Below are 17,828 nucleotides of genomic sequence, written 5' to 3'. Positions count from 1 at the left end.
CTCCACTGCTCGTGCGCGGAGGCCGGGCCCGTCAGGCGCTCTCGGCAGCGAGTGCGCGGACCGCGTCCGCGAACGCCTCGCCCCGCTTGTTGTAATTGACGAACATGTCCATCGAGGCGCAGGCCGGGGCCATCAGTACGGTGTCTCCCGGCCGGGCGAGCCGTGCCGCCTCGCGGACCGCCTCGGACATCGCCCCAGTGTCGGTCCGGTCGAGGTCGACCACCGGGACCTCGGGGGCGTGTCGCGCGAGGGCTTCCCGGATCAGTTCCCGGTCCCGGCCGATCAGTACGACGCCCCGCAGCCGCCCGGCGGCGCCGGTCACCAGCTCGTCGAAGGTGGCCCCCTTGGCCAGGCCCCCGGCGATCCAGACGATCGGGTCGTAGGCCGCCAGGGACGCCTCGGCGGCATGGGTGTTGGTGGCCTTGGAGTCGTCCACGTACGCGACCTGCGCGACGTTCGCGACGTGCTCGATGCGGTGCGGGTCGGGGCGGAAGGCCCGCAGTCCGTCGCGTACGGCAGCGGGCTCGACGCCGAAGGCGCGGGCCAGGGCCGCGGCCGCGAGGGCGTTGGCGATGTTGTGCGGGGCGGGCGGGTCGATGTCCTTGACCTCGGCGAGCTCCTGGGCCTGCTTCTGCCGGTTCGCCACGAAGGCGCGGTCGACGAGGATGCCGTCGACGACGCCCAGTTGGGACGGGCCCGGGGTGTTCAGGGTGAAGCCGATGGCCCGGCAGCCCTCCTCGACGTCGGCCTCGCGGACCAGGTCCTCGGTGGCCGGGTCGGCCGCGTTGTAGACGCAGGCGACGCGGTTGCCCTCGTAGACCCGGCCCTTGTCCGCGACGTACGCCGCCATGGAACCGTGCCAGTCGAGGTGGTCCGGGGCCAGGTTGAGGACGGCGGCGGAGTGGGCGCGCAGCGAGGGCGCCCAGTGCAGCTGGTAGCTGGACAGCTCGACGGCGAGTACGTCGTACTCCTCGTCGCCGAGGACGGCGTCCAGCAGGGAGACGCCGATGTTGCCGACGGCCGCGGTGCGCAGCCCGGCCGCCTCCAGGATCGAGGCGAGCATCCGCACGGTCGTGGTCTTGCCGTTGGTGCCGGTGACCGCGAGCCAGGGGGCGGCTCCGGGGCCCCGCAGCCGCCAGGCGAGTTCGACGTCGCCCCAGACGGGGACGCCCGCCTCGGCGGCTGCGGTGAAGAGCGGCTTGTCGGGCTTCCAGCCCGGGGTGGTGACGATGAGCTCGGTGGACTCGGGCAGGGTCGCCCCGTCGCCGAGGCGCACGGTGATGCCCTGCGCCTCCAGCTCCGCGGCCTGCGTGCGGGACCGCGCGTCGTCCCCGTCGTTGACCACGGTGACGACGGCTCCGAGGCCGTGCAGCACCTTGGCCGCCGGGATTCCGGAGACTCCGAGTCCCGCGACGGTGACGCGCTTGCCCTGCCAGTCCTGGTTGCTCACTTGTCGGCTGCCCATCCCGCGTAGAAGAGTCCGAGTCCGACGATCACGCACATGCCCTGGATGATCCAGAAGCGGACCACGACAAGGACTTCGGACCACCCCTTGAGTTCGAAGTGGTGCTGGAGCGGCGCCATCCGGAAGACCCGCTTGCCGGTCATCTTGAAGGAACCGACCTGGATGACCACGGACATGGTGATCATCACGAAGAGGCCGCCGAGGATGGCCATCAGGAACTCGGTGCGCGAGCAGATCGCCAGACCGGCGAGGGCGCCGCCGAGGGCGAGCGAACCGGTGTCGCCCATGAAGATCTTGGCGGGCGAGGTGTTCCACCACAGGAAGCCGAAGCAGGCGCCCATCAGCGCCGAGGCGACGACCGCGAGGTCGAGCGGATCGCGTACCTCGAAACAGGCGTTGGGGTTGGTCAGGGTGTCCGCGTTGGCGCAGGACTCCTGGAACTGCCACAGCCCGATGAAGGTGTACGCGCCGAAGACCATCACCGACGCGCCGGTGGCCAGGCCGTCCAGACCGTCCGTCAGGTTCACGCCGTTGGACATGGCCAGGATCATGAACAGCGCCCAGACGACGAACAGCACCGGGCCGATCGACCAGCCGAAGTCCGCGACGAACGACAGCTTGTCGGAGGCCGGGGTGTTGCCGCGGGCGTCGGCGAACTGGAGCGAGAGCACCGCGAAGGCGATGCCCACGATCAGCTGGCCGGCCATCTTCGCCTTGGCCCGCAGACCCAGCGAACGCTGCTTGACGATCTTGATGTAGTCGTCGAGGAAGCCTACGAGGCCCATGCCGGCCATCAGGAAGAGCACCAGTACGCCGGAGAATCGCATCTCCTCGCCGGTGATCAGCTTCGCCGCGACGTACGCGATGATCGTCGCCAGGATGAAGGCGATGCCGCCCATGGTGGGCGTGCCCTTCTTGGACCCGTGGGTACGCGGCCCGTCGTCCCGGATGAACTGCCCGTATCCCTTGCGGGCGAGCAGCTTGATCAGCAGCGGAGTTCCGACCAGGGTCAGGAAGAGCCCGATGGCCCCCGCGAAGAGGATCTGCCTCATCGGCCGGTGACCTCGCCCTCGGACGCGTTCTCCAGCAGTGCCATGGCGACCTGCTCCAGGCCGACCGACCGGGACGCCTTCACCAGCACGACGTCTCCCGGGCGCAGTTCACTGCGCAACAGGTCGACCGCGGCCTGTGCGTCGGACACGTGCACCGACTCCTCACCCCACGAACCCTCGTTGTATGCGCCCAGTTGCAGCCAGGAGGCTTCTCTGCCCCCGACCGCGACGAGCTTGCTGACGTTGAGCCGGACGGCGAGCCGTCCGACCGCGTCGTGCTCGGCGAGCGAGGCGTCGCCGAGCTCGGCCATCTGGCCGAGCACCGCCCACGTACGCCGGCCCTTCCCCATGGCGGCCAGCGCGCGCAGCGCGGCTTTCATGGATTCGGGGTTCGCGTTGTAGGCGTCATTGACGAACGTCACGCCGTCCGGACGCTCGGTGACCTCCATGCGCCAGCGGGAGAGGGTGCCCGCCTCGGAGAGCCCTTCGGCGATCTCGTCTGCGGACAGGCCCAACTCATGGGCGACGGCGGCCGCGGCGAGCGCGTTCGACACGTGGTGCTCACCGTACAGGCGCATGGTCACGTCGCTGCACCCGGTGGGTGTGTGGAGCCGGAAGGCGGGGCGTCCGTCGTCGGTGAGACGGACGTTCTCGCCCCGTACGTCCGCATCCGCGGCTTCGCCGAAGAACAGAACCCGGGCCTTCGTGCGGGAGGACATGGCGCGTACGAGCGGGTCGTCGGCGTTGAGTACGGCGGTGCCGTCCTCGGGCAGCGACTCGACCATCTCGCCCTTGGCCTGGGCGATCTGCTCGCGGCCGCCGAACTCGCCGATGTGGGCGGTGCCCACGTTGAGGACGAGGCCGACGCTGGGCGGGACGAGGCCGGTGAGGTAGCGGATGTCGCCGATGTAGCGTGCGCCCATTTCGAGGACGAGGTGGCGGGTGTCCTCGGTGGCGCGCAGCGCGGTGAGCGGCAGGCCGATCTCGTTGTTCAGGTTGCCCGCCGGGTAGACCGTGGGCCCCTTGCGTTCGAGCAGCTGGGCGATGAGGTCCTTGGTGGAGGTCTTGCCGGCCGATCCGGTGAGGGCGACGACGGTGGTGCCGAGGCGGCCCACGACGGCTCGGGCGAGCGCGCCGAGTGCGGCCACGACGTCGTCGACGACGATCGCCGGAACACCGACGGGGCGGGCGGCCAGCACCGCTGCCGCGCCCGCCTCGACGGCGCGCTGCGCATAGTCGTGGCCGTCGACCCGCTCACCGGCGAAGGCGGCGAACAGGCTGCCCTGCTCCACCTGTCGGGAGTCGATGACGACCGGCCCGCTGACGGTTGCTGCCGGATCGGGTATGTCGTGCGACTGCCCGCCGACGATTTCGGCGATCTCGGCGAGGGAAAGGGTGATCACTTGGTCATCCCTGACTGTTGTTCTCGTGGGTGTGGGCGCGGTGGCCGGCGCTCTCGGTGCGCTCGTGCCCCAGGGACCGTTCGATGGCCGCGCGCAGGACCACGCGGTCGTCGAAGGGGCGTACCACGCCATGGATGTCCTGGCCCTGCTCGTGGCCCTTGCCGGCGATCAGCACGGTGTCACCGGGCTGGGCGCGGGCCACCGCGGCGGCGATGGCGGCGGCCCGGTCGGCGTCGACCAGGACGTCGCCCCGCTCGTGGACGGGCACCTCGGCGGCGCCCGCGAGCATGGCGGCGAGAATTCCGAGGGGGTCCTCGGAACGGGGGTTGTCGGAGGTCAGTACGGCCGTGTCGGCGAGGCGGGCGGCCGCCGCGCCCATCGGGCCGCGCTTGGTCGTGTCGCGGTCGCCGCCGCAGCCGAGGACGATGTGCAGTCTTCCCTCGGTGACCGTCCGCAGGGAACGGAGCACGGATTCGACGGCATCGGTCTTGTGCGCGTAGTCGACGACCGCGAGGTACGGCTGTCCGGCGTCGACGCGCTCCAGCCGGCCGGGGACGCCCGGGACCGCCGCGACGCCGTCGGCCGCGATCTGCGGGTCGATGCCCGCGACGGCGAGCGTGACGATCGCGGCCAGGGTGTTGGCGACGTTGAACGGGCCGGGCAGCGGGGCGCGGGCGGCGATCCGCTCGTCCTTGGGGCCGACGACGGTGAACGTGGAGCCGAGCGGCCCGAGTTCGACGTCCTCGGCACGCCAGTCGGCGTCCGGGTGGCCCTCGGCGGAGAAGGTGACGACCGGGACGGACGCCTCGGTGATCAGCCTGCGGCCGTACTCGTCGTCGAAGTTGACGACGCCCTGCCGGCTGCGGCCGGGGGTGAAGAGCTGTGCCTTGGCCTGGAAGTAGTCCTCCATCCCGGAGTGGAACTCCATGTGTTCCGGGCTGAGGTTGTTGAAGACCGCGACGTCGAAGACGCAGCCGTCGACCCGGCCGAGCACCAGGGCGTGGCTGGAGACCTCCATGGTCACCGAGTCGACGCCGCGCTCGCGCATGACGGCGAACAGGGCCTGCAGATCGGTGGCTTCCGGGGTGGTGCGCTCGGACTTGATCCGCTCGTCGCCGATCCGCATCTCCACGGTGCCGATGAGCCCGGTGGCCCGACCGGCGCCGCGGAAGCCGCCCTCGACGAGGTAGGCGGTGGTGGTCTTGCCGGACGTTCCGGTGATGCCGATCTGGAGGAGACCGGTACCGGGCCGTCCGTAGATCTCCGCGGCGAGCTCGCCCATCCGGCCGCGCGGGTCCTCGGTGACCAGCACCGGAAGTCCGGTGGCGGCGGCGCGCTCGGCGCCCGCCGGGTCGGTGAGGATCGCCGCCGCGCCGAGACCGGCCGCCTGGGCGGCGAAGTCCGCGCCGTGGAAGCGGGCGCCCGGCAGGGCCGCGTAGACGTCGCCGGGGCGTACCGCCCTGGAGTCGTGGGTGATGCCGGTGACCTCGCCGGTTCCCGGCGGCTCGACGCCCAGGCGGGCTGCCAGTTCGCCGAGCGGGGTGGGCCCGATCCGGTCCGGGCGGGGCGCTCCCGGGTAGTTCACAGGGGCGGCCTTCTGGGTGGTTTGGGACTGATCAGCGTGGGGCACGGCGGTGAGCGTACCGGGCGCACCCGGCCTCTCGCGAAGTGAGGGGCCGGGGTTCTGGTGGTTCCCGTTCCGGTTCCCGGGATCGGGCGTGATGGTTGTCACTGGATGGTTTCCCCGAGTTCACTCGCCGGGATTGAAGGACACCGGCAGCCGGGCTGGCTTGCTGCCGGACGGTGGGGTCTGGAGGGTCTTGAGTGCGAACTCCATGACCTGCTTGTAGATCGGACCGCAGATCTGGCCGCCGAAGTAGCTGCCCTTGGTCGGGTTCTGGATCGCGCAGTAGACGGTGATCTGCGGGTTGTCGGCGGGTGCGAAGCCCGCGAAGGACGCGGTGTAGCCGTGGTAGCCGCCGCGCACCGGGTCGACCCGGTTGGCCGTACCGGTCTTGCCCGCCACCCGGTAGCCCGGGATCTTGGCCTTCGTGCCGGTGCCCTCCTCGTCGCCGACCACCGACTCCAGCATGGTGGCGAGCGTCTTGGCGGTCTTCGCGCTGACCACCCTGGTCCGCTCGGGCGGGGCGGCGGCCTGGAAGCGGCCGTCGGCGTCCTTGGTGCCGCGTACCAGGGTGGGTGCGACGCGGACCCCGCCGTTGGCGATCGTCGAGTAGATGGAGGCGGCCTGCATGGCGTTGAGCGAGAGGCCCTGGCCGAACGGGATCGTGTACTGCTGGGAGGTCGACCAGTCCTCGGGCTTGGCGAGGATGCCGGGGGTCTCGCCCGGGTAGTCGAGACCGGTCGGTGAGCCGATCCCGAACTTGCGCAGGTAGGAGTAGAGGACCTTGTTGGCCTCGGCCTGCGTCTTCCCCAGCTCGCCGGTGGCCAGGATGGTGCCGATGTTGCTGGACTTGGCGAGTACGCCGTTGAGCGTCAGGTACCAGGTGGGGTGGTCGATGTCGTCCTTGAAGAGCCGGTCGCCGCGGTGCAGCCGGTTGGGGACGGTGACGTGGGTGCCGGGGGTGGCGGCGCCCTCCTCCAGCACGGCGGCCATGGACATGACCTTGCTGGTGGAGCCGGGCTCGTAGACGTCCTGGAGGGCCGCGTTGCCCAGCGTCGCCGCGTCGGCCTGCGAGAGGTCGTTGGGGTCGAAGCCGGGGGCGTTGGCCATGGCGAGGACCTCGCCGGTCCTGGTGTTCTGGACGACCACGTAGCCGCGGTCGGCCTTGGACTTCTTCACCTGGTCGGTGATGGCCTGCTGGGCGGCCCACTGGATGTCCCGGTCGATGGTCAGCTCGATGTCGGCGCCGGGGACGGCGGGGACCTCCTCGGTGCCCGCGGTGGGCACCCGGCGGCCGCCGGCCTGGGCGTACCTGATCTGGCCGTCCTCGCCCGCGAGCTCCTTGTCCAGCTGCGATTCGAGGCCGCCCGCGCCCTTGCCGTCGGCGTTGACGTAACCCAGTATCCCGGCGGCGAGGCCCCCGTTGGGGTAGACCCGCTTGGTGGTCGCCTCCCGGAAGACGCCGGCCAGCACATTGGTTCCGGGGCCGCCGCTCGCCCGGTCCTTGCCCGCCTTCTCCGCGAAGACGGACTTGAGGTCCTTGATCTGGTTCCAGACCTGCGGGGTCTGCCGGCGGGCCAGGACGACGTAGCGGCCCTTCCCGGACAGTTTCCGGGTCAGCTCGGTGGCGTCGGTGCCGAGGATCGGGGCGAGGAGCGCCGCTGCCTGCCGGGGCGCGTCGGGGGCCTTGCTGAACCCGGGCGTGAACATCGAGGGGTCGGCGGTGATGTTGTACGCGTCGACGCTGGTGGCCAGGGCGATCCCGCTGCGGTCGGTGATCTCGCCGCGCTCGGCGGAGATCGTGTAGCTGAGGTAGCGGTTCTCCTTGGCCTTGGCCGAGTACGCGGCGGCGTCGACGGCCTGGACCTGGAGCAGCCGGACGACGAACGCCAGCATGACGAGCGTCAGGGCGAGGCTGACCAGGCGGAGCCGGGGGCGCGGGCTGCCGAGCCGCAGGGGCGTCGCGCTCCGGTTGCGGGGCGTGCGCGGGCGTGATGCCGGGGAGGAGCGGCGGGCGGCGGGGCGGGGGCGCGCCTGGCCGCCCGCGGCGCTGCGCGGGCGCGCGGGGCCGGGGACCCGCCGGCGCGGTGGTTCCTTGGGCGGCACTGCGTCACCTGCCGGGGCTCGTCGGAAGCTGGTCTGCCGGGGTACGCGTCCCGGCGGGCGGGGTCGCGGAAGTGCTGGGCCGCGCTGCGGCGCCCGGAGGCGTGGCCGATGCCGACGGAGCGGGCGGGGCCGGGGCGGTGGGCCGGGGCCGGGTGGCCGCGGCGGGGGACGCGGTCGCGGGGGGCGCCGCCGGCGCACTGCTCTTCGGGGCCGGTGGCGGGGCGGGCTCGGCGGTGGTCTCGGCGGGTGCGCCGCGGACCGTGCCGTCCGGGTTCAGGAAGGCGGGGCTGCCGCCGGGCACCATACCCAGCTCGCGGGCGCGCCGCTCCAGGGCGTCCGGCTTGGAGTAGTTGTCGACGTCGCGCTGGAGGGCCTGCTCCTCGTCGGTGAGCTCCGTGGTCCGCTTCTTCAGCTCGCTCAGCCGGAACGACCCTTCGTTGAGGGCCGAGTTGAGCACCAGGAGCATGATCAGGCCACCGCCGAGCAGCACCACGACCAGCAGCACGAAGGGCGTACGGGCCGCGTTGCTCGGTTTGGTCGGCATCAGCCGGGCGAGCCGCGCGGCACGCCCTTTCAACTGCCCGGCCGGTCCGCTCACCGCGCCGCCGCCCCGCACGTCACCGGTTTCCGGGCTCCCGGACGCCGGGCTCTCATCGTTCCTCCTCGCGGATCCGCTGGGCTCCGCGCAGTCGGGCGGGGGCGGCCCGCCGGTTCTCGGCGACCTCCTCCTCGGTGGGCAGCTCCGCGCCACGGGTCAGCAGCTTCAGCCGGGGCTGGTAGCGCTCCGGGACGACCGGCAGGCCGGGCGGCGCCGTGGTGGCGGCGCCCGCCGCGAACACCTGCTTGACCAGCCGGTCCTCCAGCGAGTGGTACGAGAGGACGGCGATCCGGCCGCCGACCGCGAGGCTCTGGACGGCCGCCGGAATGGCCCGCTCCAGGACGCTGAGCTCGCCGTTGACCTCGATGCGCAGCGCCTGGAAGGTCCGCTTGGCCGGGTTGCCGCCGGTGCGCTTGGCCGCCTGGGGCAGCGAGTCGCGGATCAGCTCGACGAGCCGGGCGCTGTTGCTGAACGGCTCCTTCTCGCGCTCGCGCACGATCGCGGAGACGATCCGCTTGGCCTGCTTCTCCTCGCCGTACGCCCGCAGGATCCGTACCAGCTCGCCCGGCGGGTAGGTGTTGAGCACCTCGGCCGCGCCGATGCCGGTCGTCTGGTCCATCCGCATGTCGAGCGGGGCGTCCTGGGCGTACGCGAATCCGCGCTCGGCCTCGTCCAGCTGCATGGAGGAGACGCCGAGGTCGAACAGGACGCCCTGGACCCTGGGGATGCCGAGCCGGTCGAGCACCTCGGGCAGTTCGTCGTACACGGCGTGCACCAGGGTGGCCCGGTCGCCGTACGGGGCGAGCCGCTCGCCGGAGAGCCGCAGCGCCTCCCTGTCCCGGTCCAGCCCGATCAGCCGTACGGAGGGGAAGGAGGACAGCAGCGCCTCGCTGTGTCCGCCGAGGCCGAGGGTGCAGTCGACGACCACGGGCGCCTGCGGGCCCGGCGCCTCCAGAGCCGGGGCCAACAGGTCCAGGCATCGCTGGAGCATCACCGGGACGTGTCGGGTCTGGCTCATGCGCCCTCTCAGGCTCAGGTCCCGTGTGGCCGCACGTACGGCCTGGTCCCCGCCCGCTCAGAAGGGGAGGCGGGCCGGCGCCGGGGAAGGGGCGTCGGCCGACCGCGAGCGGGAGAGGGCCGGGCCCGTACGTACGCCGCACACACAGGGGAAATCTACGGAATGTGCAGGGTGTCGGTAACTTCCCGTCACTTTAGTCCACCCTGCCATTCGATCGATTCCCGATCAATCAACCCGGCAGCGCGTCGCCGGGCCCCCCGTTCACCCGCTCGACGCAACGACTGTGAAGCTTGTGGGTTACCTCACAACAAGCCTCGTTGACGTTCTTTGTCCCTTCCCACAGCACGACGGGGACAGGTGCGGGAGCTAACGTCATAGCCATGTCGACTTCCGCGCACTCCCCCGTCCGGTCCTCCGCGACCGATGCCCACCAGGCCCGTCCCGGGGACACGGTCACCGATCGTCTCGTCGAGGCGAACGTCCGGTACGCCGCCGGCTTCGAAGACCCGGGCATGGACGCCAAGCCGGTGCTGCGCGTCGCCGTCGTCGCCTGCATGGACGCCCGGCTCGACCTGCACGACGCGCTCGGCCTGGCGCTCGGCGACTGCCACACCATCCGCAACGCGGGCGGCGTGGTCACCGACGACGTGATCCGTTCGCTGACCATCAGCCAGCGGGCCCTCGGCACGCGCAGCGTCATACTGATCCACCACACCAACTGCGGCCTGGAATCGATCACCGAGGAATTCCGCCAGGAGCTGGAGGTGGAGGTCGGCCAGCGTCCGGTCTGGGCGGTCGAGGCGTACAAGGACGCCGACCAGGACGTACGGCAGTCGATGCAGCGCGTGCGCACCTCGCCGTTCCTGCTGCACACCGACGACGTCCGCGGCTTCGTCTTCGATGTGACCACCGGCCTGCTGCGGGAGATCCTTCCCGCCTCCTGACGTCCCGGACGCCACCTCCCAGGAACCGAAATTCCCACCGAAACCGGCATTTCACCCCCAGTTGTCCACAGGCGAGTGACACGAAGCGGTAACGGCAACAAGAATGCGCGTGTGACATCCCGCCGGACGTGTCCGAGGGGTGTCCCTGTTTCGGGGTGGGCCGGACCGCTGCGTGCGCGTCGGCCCGTGAATGGGGTACCCCACCGCTCCCGGTGAGCGTGGGGCAGGGCCGAGGAGGGCCGGGTGACGACCTATGACGATCGAGCGAGCCTCACAGATCTGACCACGACCGCGGAGCGGGTGCGCAGGTCGGTGGAGAGTGTGATCGAGGGCAAGCCTGAGGTCGTACGGCTTTCGCTGACCGTACTGCTGGCGGAGGGGCATCTCCTCATCGAGGACGTCCCCGGGGTCGGCAAGACGATGCTGGCCAAGGCGCTGGCACGGTCCATCGACTGCTCGGTGCGGCGCATTCAGTTCACGCCGGACCTGCTGCCCTCGGACATCACCGGTGTGTCCATCTTCGACCAGCAGCGGCGTGACTTCGAGTTCAAGCCGGGTGCGATCTTCGCCCAGATCGTGATCGGCGACGAGATCAACCGTGCCTCGCCGAAGACCCAGTCGGCGCTGCTGGAATCCATGGAGGAACGCCAGGTCACCATCGACGGGCACAGCTACGAGCTGCCCGACCCGTTCATGGTGGTGGCCACGCAGAACCCGGTGGAGATGGAGGGCACCTATCCGCTGCCCGAGGCCCAGCGCGACCGGTTCATGGCGCGGGTCTCGATCGGCTATCCGAGTGCGGAGGCCGAGCTGCGGATGCTCGACGTGCACGGCGGCCTCCCGCCGCTCGACGACCTTCAGCCGGTGGCGCACGCCCATGACATCGTGAAGCTGATCGACGCGGTGCGGACGGTCCATGTGGCCGACGCCGTGCGGCGGTACGCGGTGGAGCTCGTCGCGGCCACCCGCAGCCATCCCGATCTCCGGCTCGGCGCCTCGCCCAGGGCCACCCTGCACCTGCTGCGCGCGGCGAAGGCCGCCGCGGCGCTGAGCGGCCGGGACTACTGCCTGCCGGACGACGTGCAGGCGCTGGCGGTCGCGGTGCTCGCGCACCGGCTGCTGCCGACGGCACAGGCCCAGCTCAACCGCCGCAGCGCCGAGCAGGTCGTGCTGGAGATCCTCCAGCAGACACCGGTTCCGACCGCGGGCGGCGCCACCCAGGTGCAGCCGCAGCATCAGCCGGGCCGGGCGGCGTACGGCCGGCAGCAGCCCGGCGCACGGCGGGTGTGATGGCCGCCGGGGGGCCGGCCGCGTCGGACGACGACGGCGAGAAGGGCGGTCTGCGGGCGGCTCTGAGCGGGCTGACCACGCGGGGGCGGTCCTTCCTGGCGGCCGGCGTCGCCGCGGCGGTCTGCGCCTATGTGCTCGGGCAGGCGGATCTGCTGCGGGTCGGGCTGCTGCTCGCCGCGCTGCCGCTGGTCTGTGTGGTGGTGCTCGTCCGCACCCGCTACCGGGTCGCGGGTACCCGGCGGCTCTCGCCGTCCCGGGTCCCGGCGGGCTCGGAGGCGCGGGTCCACCTGCGGATGGAGAACGTGTCGCGGATGCCCACCGGGCTGCTGATGCTCCAGGACCGGGTGCCCTACGTGCTCGGGCCGCGGCCCCGGTTCGTACTGGACCGGGTGGAGGCGGGCGGCCGCCGTGAGGTGTCCTACCGGGTGCGGTCGGATCTGCGCGGGCGCTATCCGCTCGGGCCGTTGCAGCTGCGGCTGAGCGATCCCTTCGGGATGTGCGAGCTGACCCGCTCGTTCAGCGCGTACGACACCCTCGTCGTCATTCCGCGGACCGAGCCGCTGCCGCCGGTGCGGCTGGCCGGCGAGGCCGCGGGGTACGGCGAGGGGCGGCAGCGGTCGCTGGCGCTGGCCGGTGACGACGACGTGATTCCGCGCGGCTACCGGCACGGCGACGATCTGCGCCGGGTCCACTGGCGCTCGACCGCGCGCTACGGCGAGCTGATGGTGCGCCGCGAGGAGCAGCCGCAGCGGGCCAGGTGCACGGTGCTGCTGGACACCCGGCGGATCGCCTACCAGGGGGCGGGGCCCGACTCCGCCTTCGAGTGGGCGGTGTCCGGGGCCGCGTCCGCGCTGGTGCACATGCTGGAGCGCGGCTTCGCCGTCCGGCTGCTGACCGACGACGGGAACGCGGTGCCGGGCGAGGGCATGGGCGGTTTCGCCGGATCGACGCAGGAGTCCGCCGACTCGGCGGGTCTGATGATGGACACCCTGGCGGTGGTCGACCACTCCGACGGCAGCGGTCTGTCACGCGCCTACGACGTGATGCGCGGCGGCAACGAGGGGCTGCTGATCGCTTTCTTCGGTGATCTGGACGAGGAACAGGCGGCGGTGGCCGCGCGGATGCGGCAGCGCAGCGGCGGCGCCGTCGCGTTCGTACTGGACAGCACGGACTGGGTACAGGGCGATGCCCCGCCCGCCGGGGCAGAAGCGGCGTCCGAGCGGCGGCTGCGGCTGCTGCGGGAATCGGGGTGGACCGCCGTGGCGGTTTCGCCGGGGACCGGGCTCGCCCGGTACTGGCAGCAGGCGGGGCACCAGGGCGCGGCGGTGCAGTCCGCCGCCGCGGGCGGCACGACGGGTTTCTCCGGGGGATGGTCATGAGCGGTCGTGGTCGGCTGGCGCTGTGCGCCTTTGCGGCGACGCTGATGGCGGCGGCCTCGATGCTGCCGCTGGTCGAGCCGGCCGGGTGGATCCTGCAGGCGGCGTTCCTGCTGGCGGTCCAGAGCGGGACGGGGGCGCTGGTCCGCCGGGCGCCCGTGCCGCGCGTGCTGGTCGTGGGGGCGCAGGCGCTGGTCACGCTGGTCCTGCTGACGGTGGTGTTCGCCCGGCAGCAGGCGATGGCCGGTCTGCTGCCCGGCCCGGAGGCCGTCCAGCGGCTCACGCATCTGCTGGCGTCGGGCGCCGAGGACGTCGGCAGGTATGCCGCCCCCGCGCCCGTGACGGACGGCATCCGGCTGATGCTGATCGGCGGTGTGCTGCTGGTCGGCCTGGCGGTGGACGCCCTCGCGGTGACGTTCCGCAGCGCGGCCCCGGCCGGCCTGCCGCTCCTGGCGCTGTACTCGGTGGCCGCGGGGCTGTCCGGGGGCGGAGCCGACTGGCTCTGGTTCCTGCTGGCGGCCGGTGGCTATCTGCTGCTCCTGCTGGCCGAGGGCCGGGACCGGCTCTCCCAGTGGGGGCGGGTCTTCACCGGCGCGGCCAGCAGGTCCCCGGGAGGTCCGGCGGTCGGTGCGGCGCTCTCGGGCAGCCGGCCGACGGCCCCGGTCCGTACCGGGCGCCGCATCGGCGCGCTGGCGCTGGGCGTCTCGCTGATCGTCCCGGCGGCGCTGCCCTCGCTCGAAAGCGGAATGCTGTTCGGTGCGGGCGCCGGCGGGGGCGGCAAGGGGGGCGGCGGCACGATCTCCGCGGTGAACCCGCTGGTCTCGTTGCAGGACAACCTGAACCAGCCGGAGGACCGGCAGGTGATGTCCTACCGCACCAATTCCGGTGCTCCGCAGGACTTCTATCTGCGGATTCTGGCCCTGGACCAGTTCAACGGGAGCGAGTGGCGGCCCTCCACACGCCGGCTGAAGGACGTGCCCGAGCGGCTCCCGCAGCCGGAGGGCCTCGGCCAGGACGTGGCGGTCACCGAGATCACGTCGAACATCTCCGCGTCCCGTTCGTACCAGCAGACCTATCTGCCGCTCCCCTACCCGGCGACCGAGGTCGCGATCAGCGGGCGCTGGCGGTACGAACCGGTGGGGCGGACGCTCGTGGGCGACCGCGGTGAGACGACCCGCGGTGCGCAGTACCGGGTCTCCAGCCTGGTGGTCGAACCGACCGCCGAGCAGCTCGCCGGGGCCGGCCCCGCGCCGGCCGCTCTGCGGCGCGAGTACACCCGCGTTCCCGACTCGCTGCCGGAGGTGGTCGAGGAGACCGCGGACCAGGTGACCAGGGGCGCCGCCAACGATTACGAGCGGGCGGTGAAGCTGCAGAACTACTTCGCCTCGGAAGGCGGCTTCAGCTACGACACCTCGGTGAACTCAGGCACCGGAAGTGCGGCGATCAGCCGGTTCCTGAAGGACAAGCAGGGTTTCTGCGTCCATTTCTCCTTCACCATGGCCGCGATGGCCCGGACGCTGGGCATTCCGGCCCGGGTCGCGGTGGGCTTCACCCCCGGCACCGAGCAGTCCGACGGTTCGGTCTCGGTGGGGCTGCGCGACGCGCATGCCTGGCCCGAGCTGTACTTCCAGGGTGTCGGGTGGACCCGTTTCGAGCCGACGCCGACGCGGGGCAGCACGCCGCCGTACACCCTGCCTGATGCCCCCGAGAGCGACACGGACACCCCGGCCCAGCCCGAGAAGGGCCCCTCGGCGGCTCCCTCGATCGCGCCGTCCGTCCCGGACAGCTGCCCGGCGCAGATGCGCAAGCAGGGCGAGTGCGGCAGCCCGGCGGCGCAGGGCGTGAAGCCTCCGACGGACTCCGGGACACCGGCGGGCACCGTCACCGGTGTGGTCCTGCTCGCCGTGGTGCTCCTCGCACTGCCTCTGCTGCCGCTGTTCTGGCGGCTGCGGGCACGCAGGCGGAGGCTGGGGCTCTCTGCCGGGCGCACGCCGGGACGCGGCCGGGCCGCGGTGTCGCCGACGGGGCAGGGCGCCCCGGGCCGGGGCACCGAGCCGCACCCGCCGTCGCACGCGACGGCCGGAACGCTCGCGGCCTGGCAGGAGATCACCGACACCGCCTGGGACCACGGCATCGAGCCGGACGACTCCCGGACCCCGCGCAAGGCGGCGGACCGGGTGGTGCGGCTGGGCCGGCTCGAACCCGATGCGGCGGAGGCGGTGCACCGGGTGGCCGGGGCGGTGGAGCAGGTGCTCTACGCCCCGGAGCCCCGGGCGAGCACCGGTCTAGCCGAGGACGTGGAGACGGTACGAGCCGGTCTGCGGGCGGCCGCCGACCGCTTCACCCGGATCCGGGCGATCGTGGCACCGCGCTCGGCCGTTCGGGTGGTCTGGGCGGCCTCGGACCGCTGGGCGGCCTTCACCGGCAGGTGCGCCGCGCTGCTGGGCCGCGACCGGTGGGCCGGGTGGCTGCGGCGCCCGTCACGCCAGCAGGGGTGACCGGGGCGACCGGGGGCGTGGTCCGCGACCTGTCGGCCTGCGGCCCGCCACCGGTCCAGGCCGCGGGGCGGCTCCATGAGCCGTGCCCTGGGCCGCCGGGGCGATGTCCGTCCGCGGTCACCGGCCCGCGGCCCACGTGCCGGTCCCGCGGCATACGCGCCGGTCCCGGGCACGCACGACGGCCTCGGGCATACGTGACGGCCGCGGGCACGCATGACGGTCCTGGGCACGCATGAGGGGCGGCCGCGAAGACGCGGCCGCCCCTCATCCAAGTGTCCGAGGGCCTACTGGCCCTGCTCGTCGCGGCGGCGCTGCCACCGCTGCTCGATGCGGTTCATCACGGTCCGGCGTTGCCTGGGCCGGCTGCGCTCACCGCCGCCACCGCCTCCGGCTGCCGGATGCTCACCCGGTTTCGGTGCCTTGCGCCAACCAGTGACCGCAAGGACCGCGCAGCCCAGCATGACGAGAAAACCCACCACGCTGATCCAGATGAGCTGGGCGACCATTCCGGCCATGAGGAGCGCGATACCCACCAGGAAGCCTGCGACCGCCTGGTAGACCCGTCGCCGGGTGTACGTACGCAGCCCGCTTCCCTCGAGCGCTGTCGCGAACTTGGGATCTTCGGCGTACAGCGCTCGCTCCATTTGCTCGAGCATTCGCTGCTCGTGCTCCGAGAGCGGCACGGAGTCCTCCTCGTCGTCGGCCGCGGGGGGCGGCCGGTATGCGGCCCTTCCAGGATAGGCAGGGATTCGCCCCCGTGAAACCCGCCTTCTTGCCCATCAGCCAGTCCGGGCCGCCACGACGGCTCAGCTGCTGAGGCGTTGATTCCCCAACCTCCGATCCGTCATGCCGGATGGTGTCCCCCGATCATACGGGGCGAAGCCCCCGATCGGGGGGCCCGGTACGTACTCCGTCTGCCGCTGCGTCGCTGATCAGCCGCGCTACGGCCGAGCCACCGCCGGACCGGGCCGGGCCGGACCGCGCTCAGGCGCGCTTCGTGCCCAGAACGTGCAACTGTGTCGCGACGGAGTGGAAGGCGGGCAGCTCGGCCGCGGCGGACTCCAGCTTGAGCAGGGCCTCCACGGCACCCGGCTCCGTGTCCACCAGGACGCCCGGCACGAGGTCCGCGAAGATCCGTACGCCGTGGATCGCGCCGACCTCGACGTCCGCGCCGGAGACCAGCTCGGTGAGCTGCTCCGCGGTGTAGCGCCGGGGCACCGGGTCGCCCTCGCCCCAGCGGCCCGCCGGGTCGCCGAGCGCCTGTCGGGCCTCGGTGAAGTGGCCGGCGAGCGCCCGGGCCAGTACGGCACCGCCGAGCCCGGCGGCGAGCAGGCTGAGCGCACCGGACGGCCGGAGTGCCGCCACGGCATTGCGTACGTCCTCGGCCGGGTCGTCCACGTACTCCAGGACGCCGTGGCACAGCACCGCGTCGTACCCACCGCGCTCGACCACCTCGAACAGACCGTGGATGTCGCCCTGGACACCGCGGACCCGGTCGGCGACCCCGGCCTCGGCAGCGCGGCGCTCCAGCGCGAAGAGCGCGTTGGGGCTGGGGTCGACGACCGTGACGCGGTGGCCGAGACGGGCGACCGGCACCGCGAAGTTGCCGGTGCCGCCGCCGGTGTCCAGGACGTCCAGGGCGTCCCTGCCGGTCGCCTTCACCCGGTGGTCGAGGGCGTCCTTGAGGACCTCCCAGACCACGGCGGTACGGAGGGAGGCGCGGGGGCGCAGCTGGTCCGACACGGCAGATGACTCCTCGGCACGGTGCCGCCTGGGACGGCGGAGCGTGAACAGTGCAGGTGGTACGAGCAATGCCCACCCTATTGCCTCACGCCGCCGCTGCCGTCATCCCGCGTCGGGCCGCTCCCTCCTGGCCTGCGGGAGCACCGGCTGGAGCACCAGCAGCCGCTCGACCAGACGCAGGAACACCGCCGCGTCACGGAGCAGGTCGTCCGCGTCCCGCCGGGTCGCGGCGCCGGGTATGCCAGCCTCCGCGCGAGCCCGGCGGCGGGCGCCGGAGGCGAACAGTGCGCTCCACTCGGTCAGCTCGGGGGCCATTTCGGGCAGGAGCTCCCAGGCGCTGCGGATGCGCTCCCGGCGCCGCCCGGACGTCTCCGGACGGGCCCGCGCGGCGAGCACCGCGGCCGCGGTGCGCAGCGCTGCGAGGTGGGCGGTGGCATACCGCTCGTTCGGCACATCGAGAACGGCGGCCTCGTCGAGGCCAGCGCGGGCCTTGGCGAGCAGATCGAGGGCGGCGGGCGGCGCCGTGGTGCGGCGCAGAACGGGGTGGACATCGCTTGCCGGGCCGGTCAGTGAGGGGGCAGGGCCGTCTGCGCGGCGCCGGGGTGCGGCTGCTGCGGACGAGTGGGCCATGACGAAACCTCCTGTCTCGTGTAACGGCTCCGTGGCCGTATGTGTCCATCGTGAGGGGCACCACTGACAATCGGCTTCGAA

At 72.4% G+C, this 17,828-nt stretch carries 14 protein-coding genes; 4 read left to right on the top strand and 10 right to left on the bottom strand.

The genetic code is table 11. The features are described from left to right. Positions 1-31: 31 nt before the first annotated feature. The 7 genes from murD to rsmH are packed head-to-tail and all read right to left on the bottom strand — an operon-like array spanning position 32 to position 9,266. Positions 32-1,465, bottom strand: a complete 1,434-nt coding sequence (murD, locus tag ACFYY1_RS04445) for a UDP-N-acetylmuramoyl-L-alanine--D-glutamate ligase (RefSeq protein ID WP_388580645.1) — start codon at positions 1,463-1,465, stop codon at positions 32-34. Continuing rightward, positions 1,447-2,517, bottom strand: coding sequence for a phospho-N-acetylmuramoyl-pentapeptide-transferase (mraY, locus tag ACFYY1_RS04440; RefSeq protein WP_388580642.1), 1,071 nt, complete (start codon positions 2,515-2,517; stop codon positions 1,447-1,449). The genes murD and mraY overlap by 19 nt, the downstream gene beginning before the upstream one ends. Beyond that, positions 2,514-3,920 (bottom strand): UDP-N-acetylmuramoyl-tripeptide--D-alanyl-D-alanine ligase, encoded by a 1,407-nt coding sequence (murF, locus tag ACFYY1_RS04435; protein WP_388580638.1) that lies wholly within the window; start codon positions 3,918-3,920, stop codon positions 2,514-2,516. The genes mraY and murF overlap by 4 nt, the downstream gene beginning before the upstream one ends. A gap of 4 nt (positions 3,921-3,924) precedes the next feature. After that, entirely contained in the window at positions 3,925-5,652 is a 1,728-nt protein-coding gene (locus tag ACFYY1_RS04430) for a UDP-N-acetylmuramoyl-L-alanyl-D-glutamate--2,6-diaminopimelate ligase (RefSeq protein WP_388580635.1), read from the bottom strand. 18 nt (positions 5,653-5,670) lie between these two features. Next, positions 5,671-7,650, bottom strand: a complete 1,980-nt coding sequence (locus tag ACFYY1_RS04425; RefSeq protein ID WP_388580632.1) for a penicillin-binding transpeptidase domain-containing protein — start codon at positions 7,648-7,650, stop codon at positions 5,671-5,673. A gap of 4 nt (positions 7,651-7,654) precedes the next feature. Continuing rightward, positions 7,655-8,248, bottom strand: a complete 594-nt coding sequence (locus ACFYY1_RS04420) for a septum formation initiator family protein (protein WP_388580629.1) — start codon at positions 8,246-8,248, stop codon at positions 7,655-7,657. Positions 8,249-8,300: 52 nt separating this feature from the next. Then, positions 8,301-9,266 carry a 16S rRNA (cytosine(1402)-N(4))-methyltransferase RsmH gene (rsmH, locus tag ACFYY1_RS04415; protein ID WP_388580626.1) on the bottom strand — a complete coding sequence of 322 codons (966 nt, stop codon included), beginning with the start codon at positions 9,264-9,266 and terminating at the stop codon, positions 8,301-8,303. Positions 9,267-9,646: 380 nt separating this feature from the next. Between rsmH and ACFYY1_RS04410 the strand changes: the two genes are divergently transcribed. From ACFYY1_RS04410 to ACFYY1_RS04395, 4 genes are all read left to right on the top strand, one after another. Further along, entirely contained in the window at positions 9,647-10,210 is a 564-nt protein-coding gene (locus ACFYY1_RS04410; RefSeq protein ID WP_388580623.1) for a beta-class carbonic anhydrase, read from the top strand. Between the two features lie 243 nt (positions 10,211-10,453). Continuing rightward, complete coding sequence (locus tag ACFYY1_RS04405) at positions 10,454-11,500, top strand: AAA family ATPase (protein ID WP_388580620.1); 1,047 nt, start codon at positions 10,454-10,456, stop codon at positions 11,498-11,500. Next, the gene (locus ACFYY1_RS04400; RefSeq protein ID WP_388580617.1) at positions 11,500-12,879 is read left to right on the top strand and encodes a DUF58 domain-containing protein; all 1,380 of its coding nucleotides are present in this window, start codon (positions 11,500-11,502) and stop codon (positions 12,877-12,879) included. The genes ACFYY1_RS04405 and ACFYY1_RS04400 overlap by 1 nt, the downstream gene beginning before the upstream one ends. Continuing rightward, positions 12,876-15,374 (top strand): DUF3488 and DUF4129 domain-containing transglutaminase family protein, encoded by a 2,499-nt coding sequence (locus ACFYY1_RS04395; protein ID WP_388580614.1) that lies wholly within the window; start codon positions 12,876-12,878, stop codon positions 15,372-15,374. The genes ACFYY1_RS04400 and ACFYY1_RS04395 overlap by 4 nt, the downstream gene beginning before the upstream one ends. Positions 15,375-15,658: 284 nt before the next feature. Here the strand turns inward: ACFYY1_RS04395 and ACFYY1_RS04390 are convergent, their stop codons facing one another. The 3 genes from ACFYY1_RS04390 to ACFYY1_RS04380 all read right to left on the bottom strand — a co-directional run bounded on the left by ACFYY1_RS04390 (position 15,659) and on the right by ACFYY1_RS04380 (position 17,747). After that, a complete protein-coding gene (locus tag ACFYY1_RS04390; RefSeq protein ID WP_351257541.1) occupies positions 15,659-16,057 on the bottom strand; it encodes a DUF3040 domain-containing protein in 399 nt (132 codons plus the stop codon). A 301-nt stretch (positions 16,058-16,358) separates the two neighbouring features. Then, the gene (locus ACFYY1_RS04385; protein ID WP_388580611.1) at positions 16,359-17,117 is read right to left on the bottom strand and encodes a class I SAM-dependent methyltransferase; all 759 of its coding nucleotides are present in this window, start codon (positions 17,115-17,117) and stop codon (positions 16,359-16,361) included. 102 nt (positions 17,118-17,219) lie between these two features. Continuing rightward, the gene (locus ACFYY1_RS04380; protein WP_388580608.1) at positions 17,220-17,747 is read right to left on the bottom strand and encodes an SAV_6107 family HEPN domain-containing protein; all 528 of its coding nucleotides are present in this window, start codon (positions 17,745-17,747) and stop codon (positions 17,220-17,222) included. Between the last annotated feature and the right edge of the window lie 81 nt (positions 17,748-17,828).

The sequence above is a fragment of the Streptomyces sp. NPDC001890 genome (assembly GCF_042891445.1).
Taxonomy (GTDB): Bacteria; Actinomycetota; Actinomycetes; order Streptomycetales; family Streptomycetaceae; genus Streptomyces.
The sequence above is the reverse complement of the archived record's forward strand: the minus strand, read 5'-3'. Positions and strand labels throughout refer to the sequence as shown.

Coding starts and splice junctions, on each gene's coding strand:
- ACFYY1_RS04410 (WP_388580623.1), top strand. CDS start 9,647: ATGTCGACTTCCGCGCACTCCCCCGTCCGGTCCTCCGCGACCGATGCC.
- ACFYY1_RS04395 (WP_388580614.1), top strand. CDS start 12,876: ATGAGCGGTCGTGGTCGGCTGGCGCTGTGCGCCTTTGCGGCGACGCTG.
- ACFYY1_RS04400 (WP_388580617.1), top strand. CDS start 11,500: ATGGCCGCCGGGGGGCCGGCCGCGTCGGACGACGACGGCGAGAAGGGC.
- murD (WP_388580645.1), bottom strand. CDS start 1,465: ATGGGCAGCCGACAAGTGAGCAACCAGGACTGGCAGGGCAAGCGCGTC.
- ACFYY1_RS04380 (WP_388580608.1), bottom strand. CDS start 17,747: ATGGCCCACTCGTCCGCAGCAGCCGCACCCCGGCGCCGCGCAGACGGC.
- rsmH (WP_388580626.1), bottom strand. CDS start 9,266: ATGAGCCAGACCCGACACGTCCCGGTGATGCTCCAGCGATGCCTGGAC.
- mraY (WP_388580642.1), bottom strand. CDS start 2,517: ATGAGGCAGATCCTCTTCGCGGGGGCCATCGGGCTCTTCCTGACCCTG.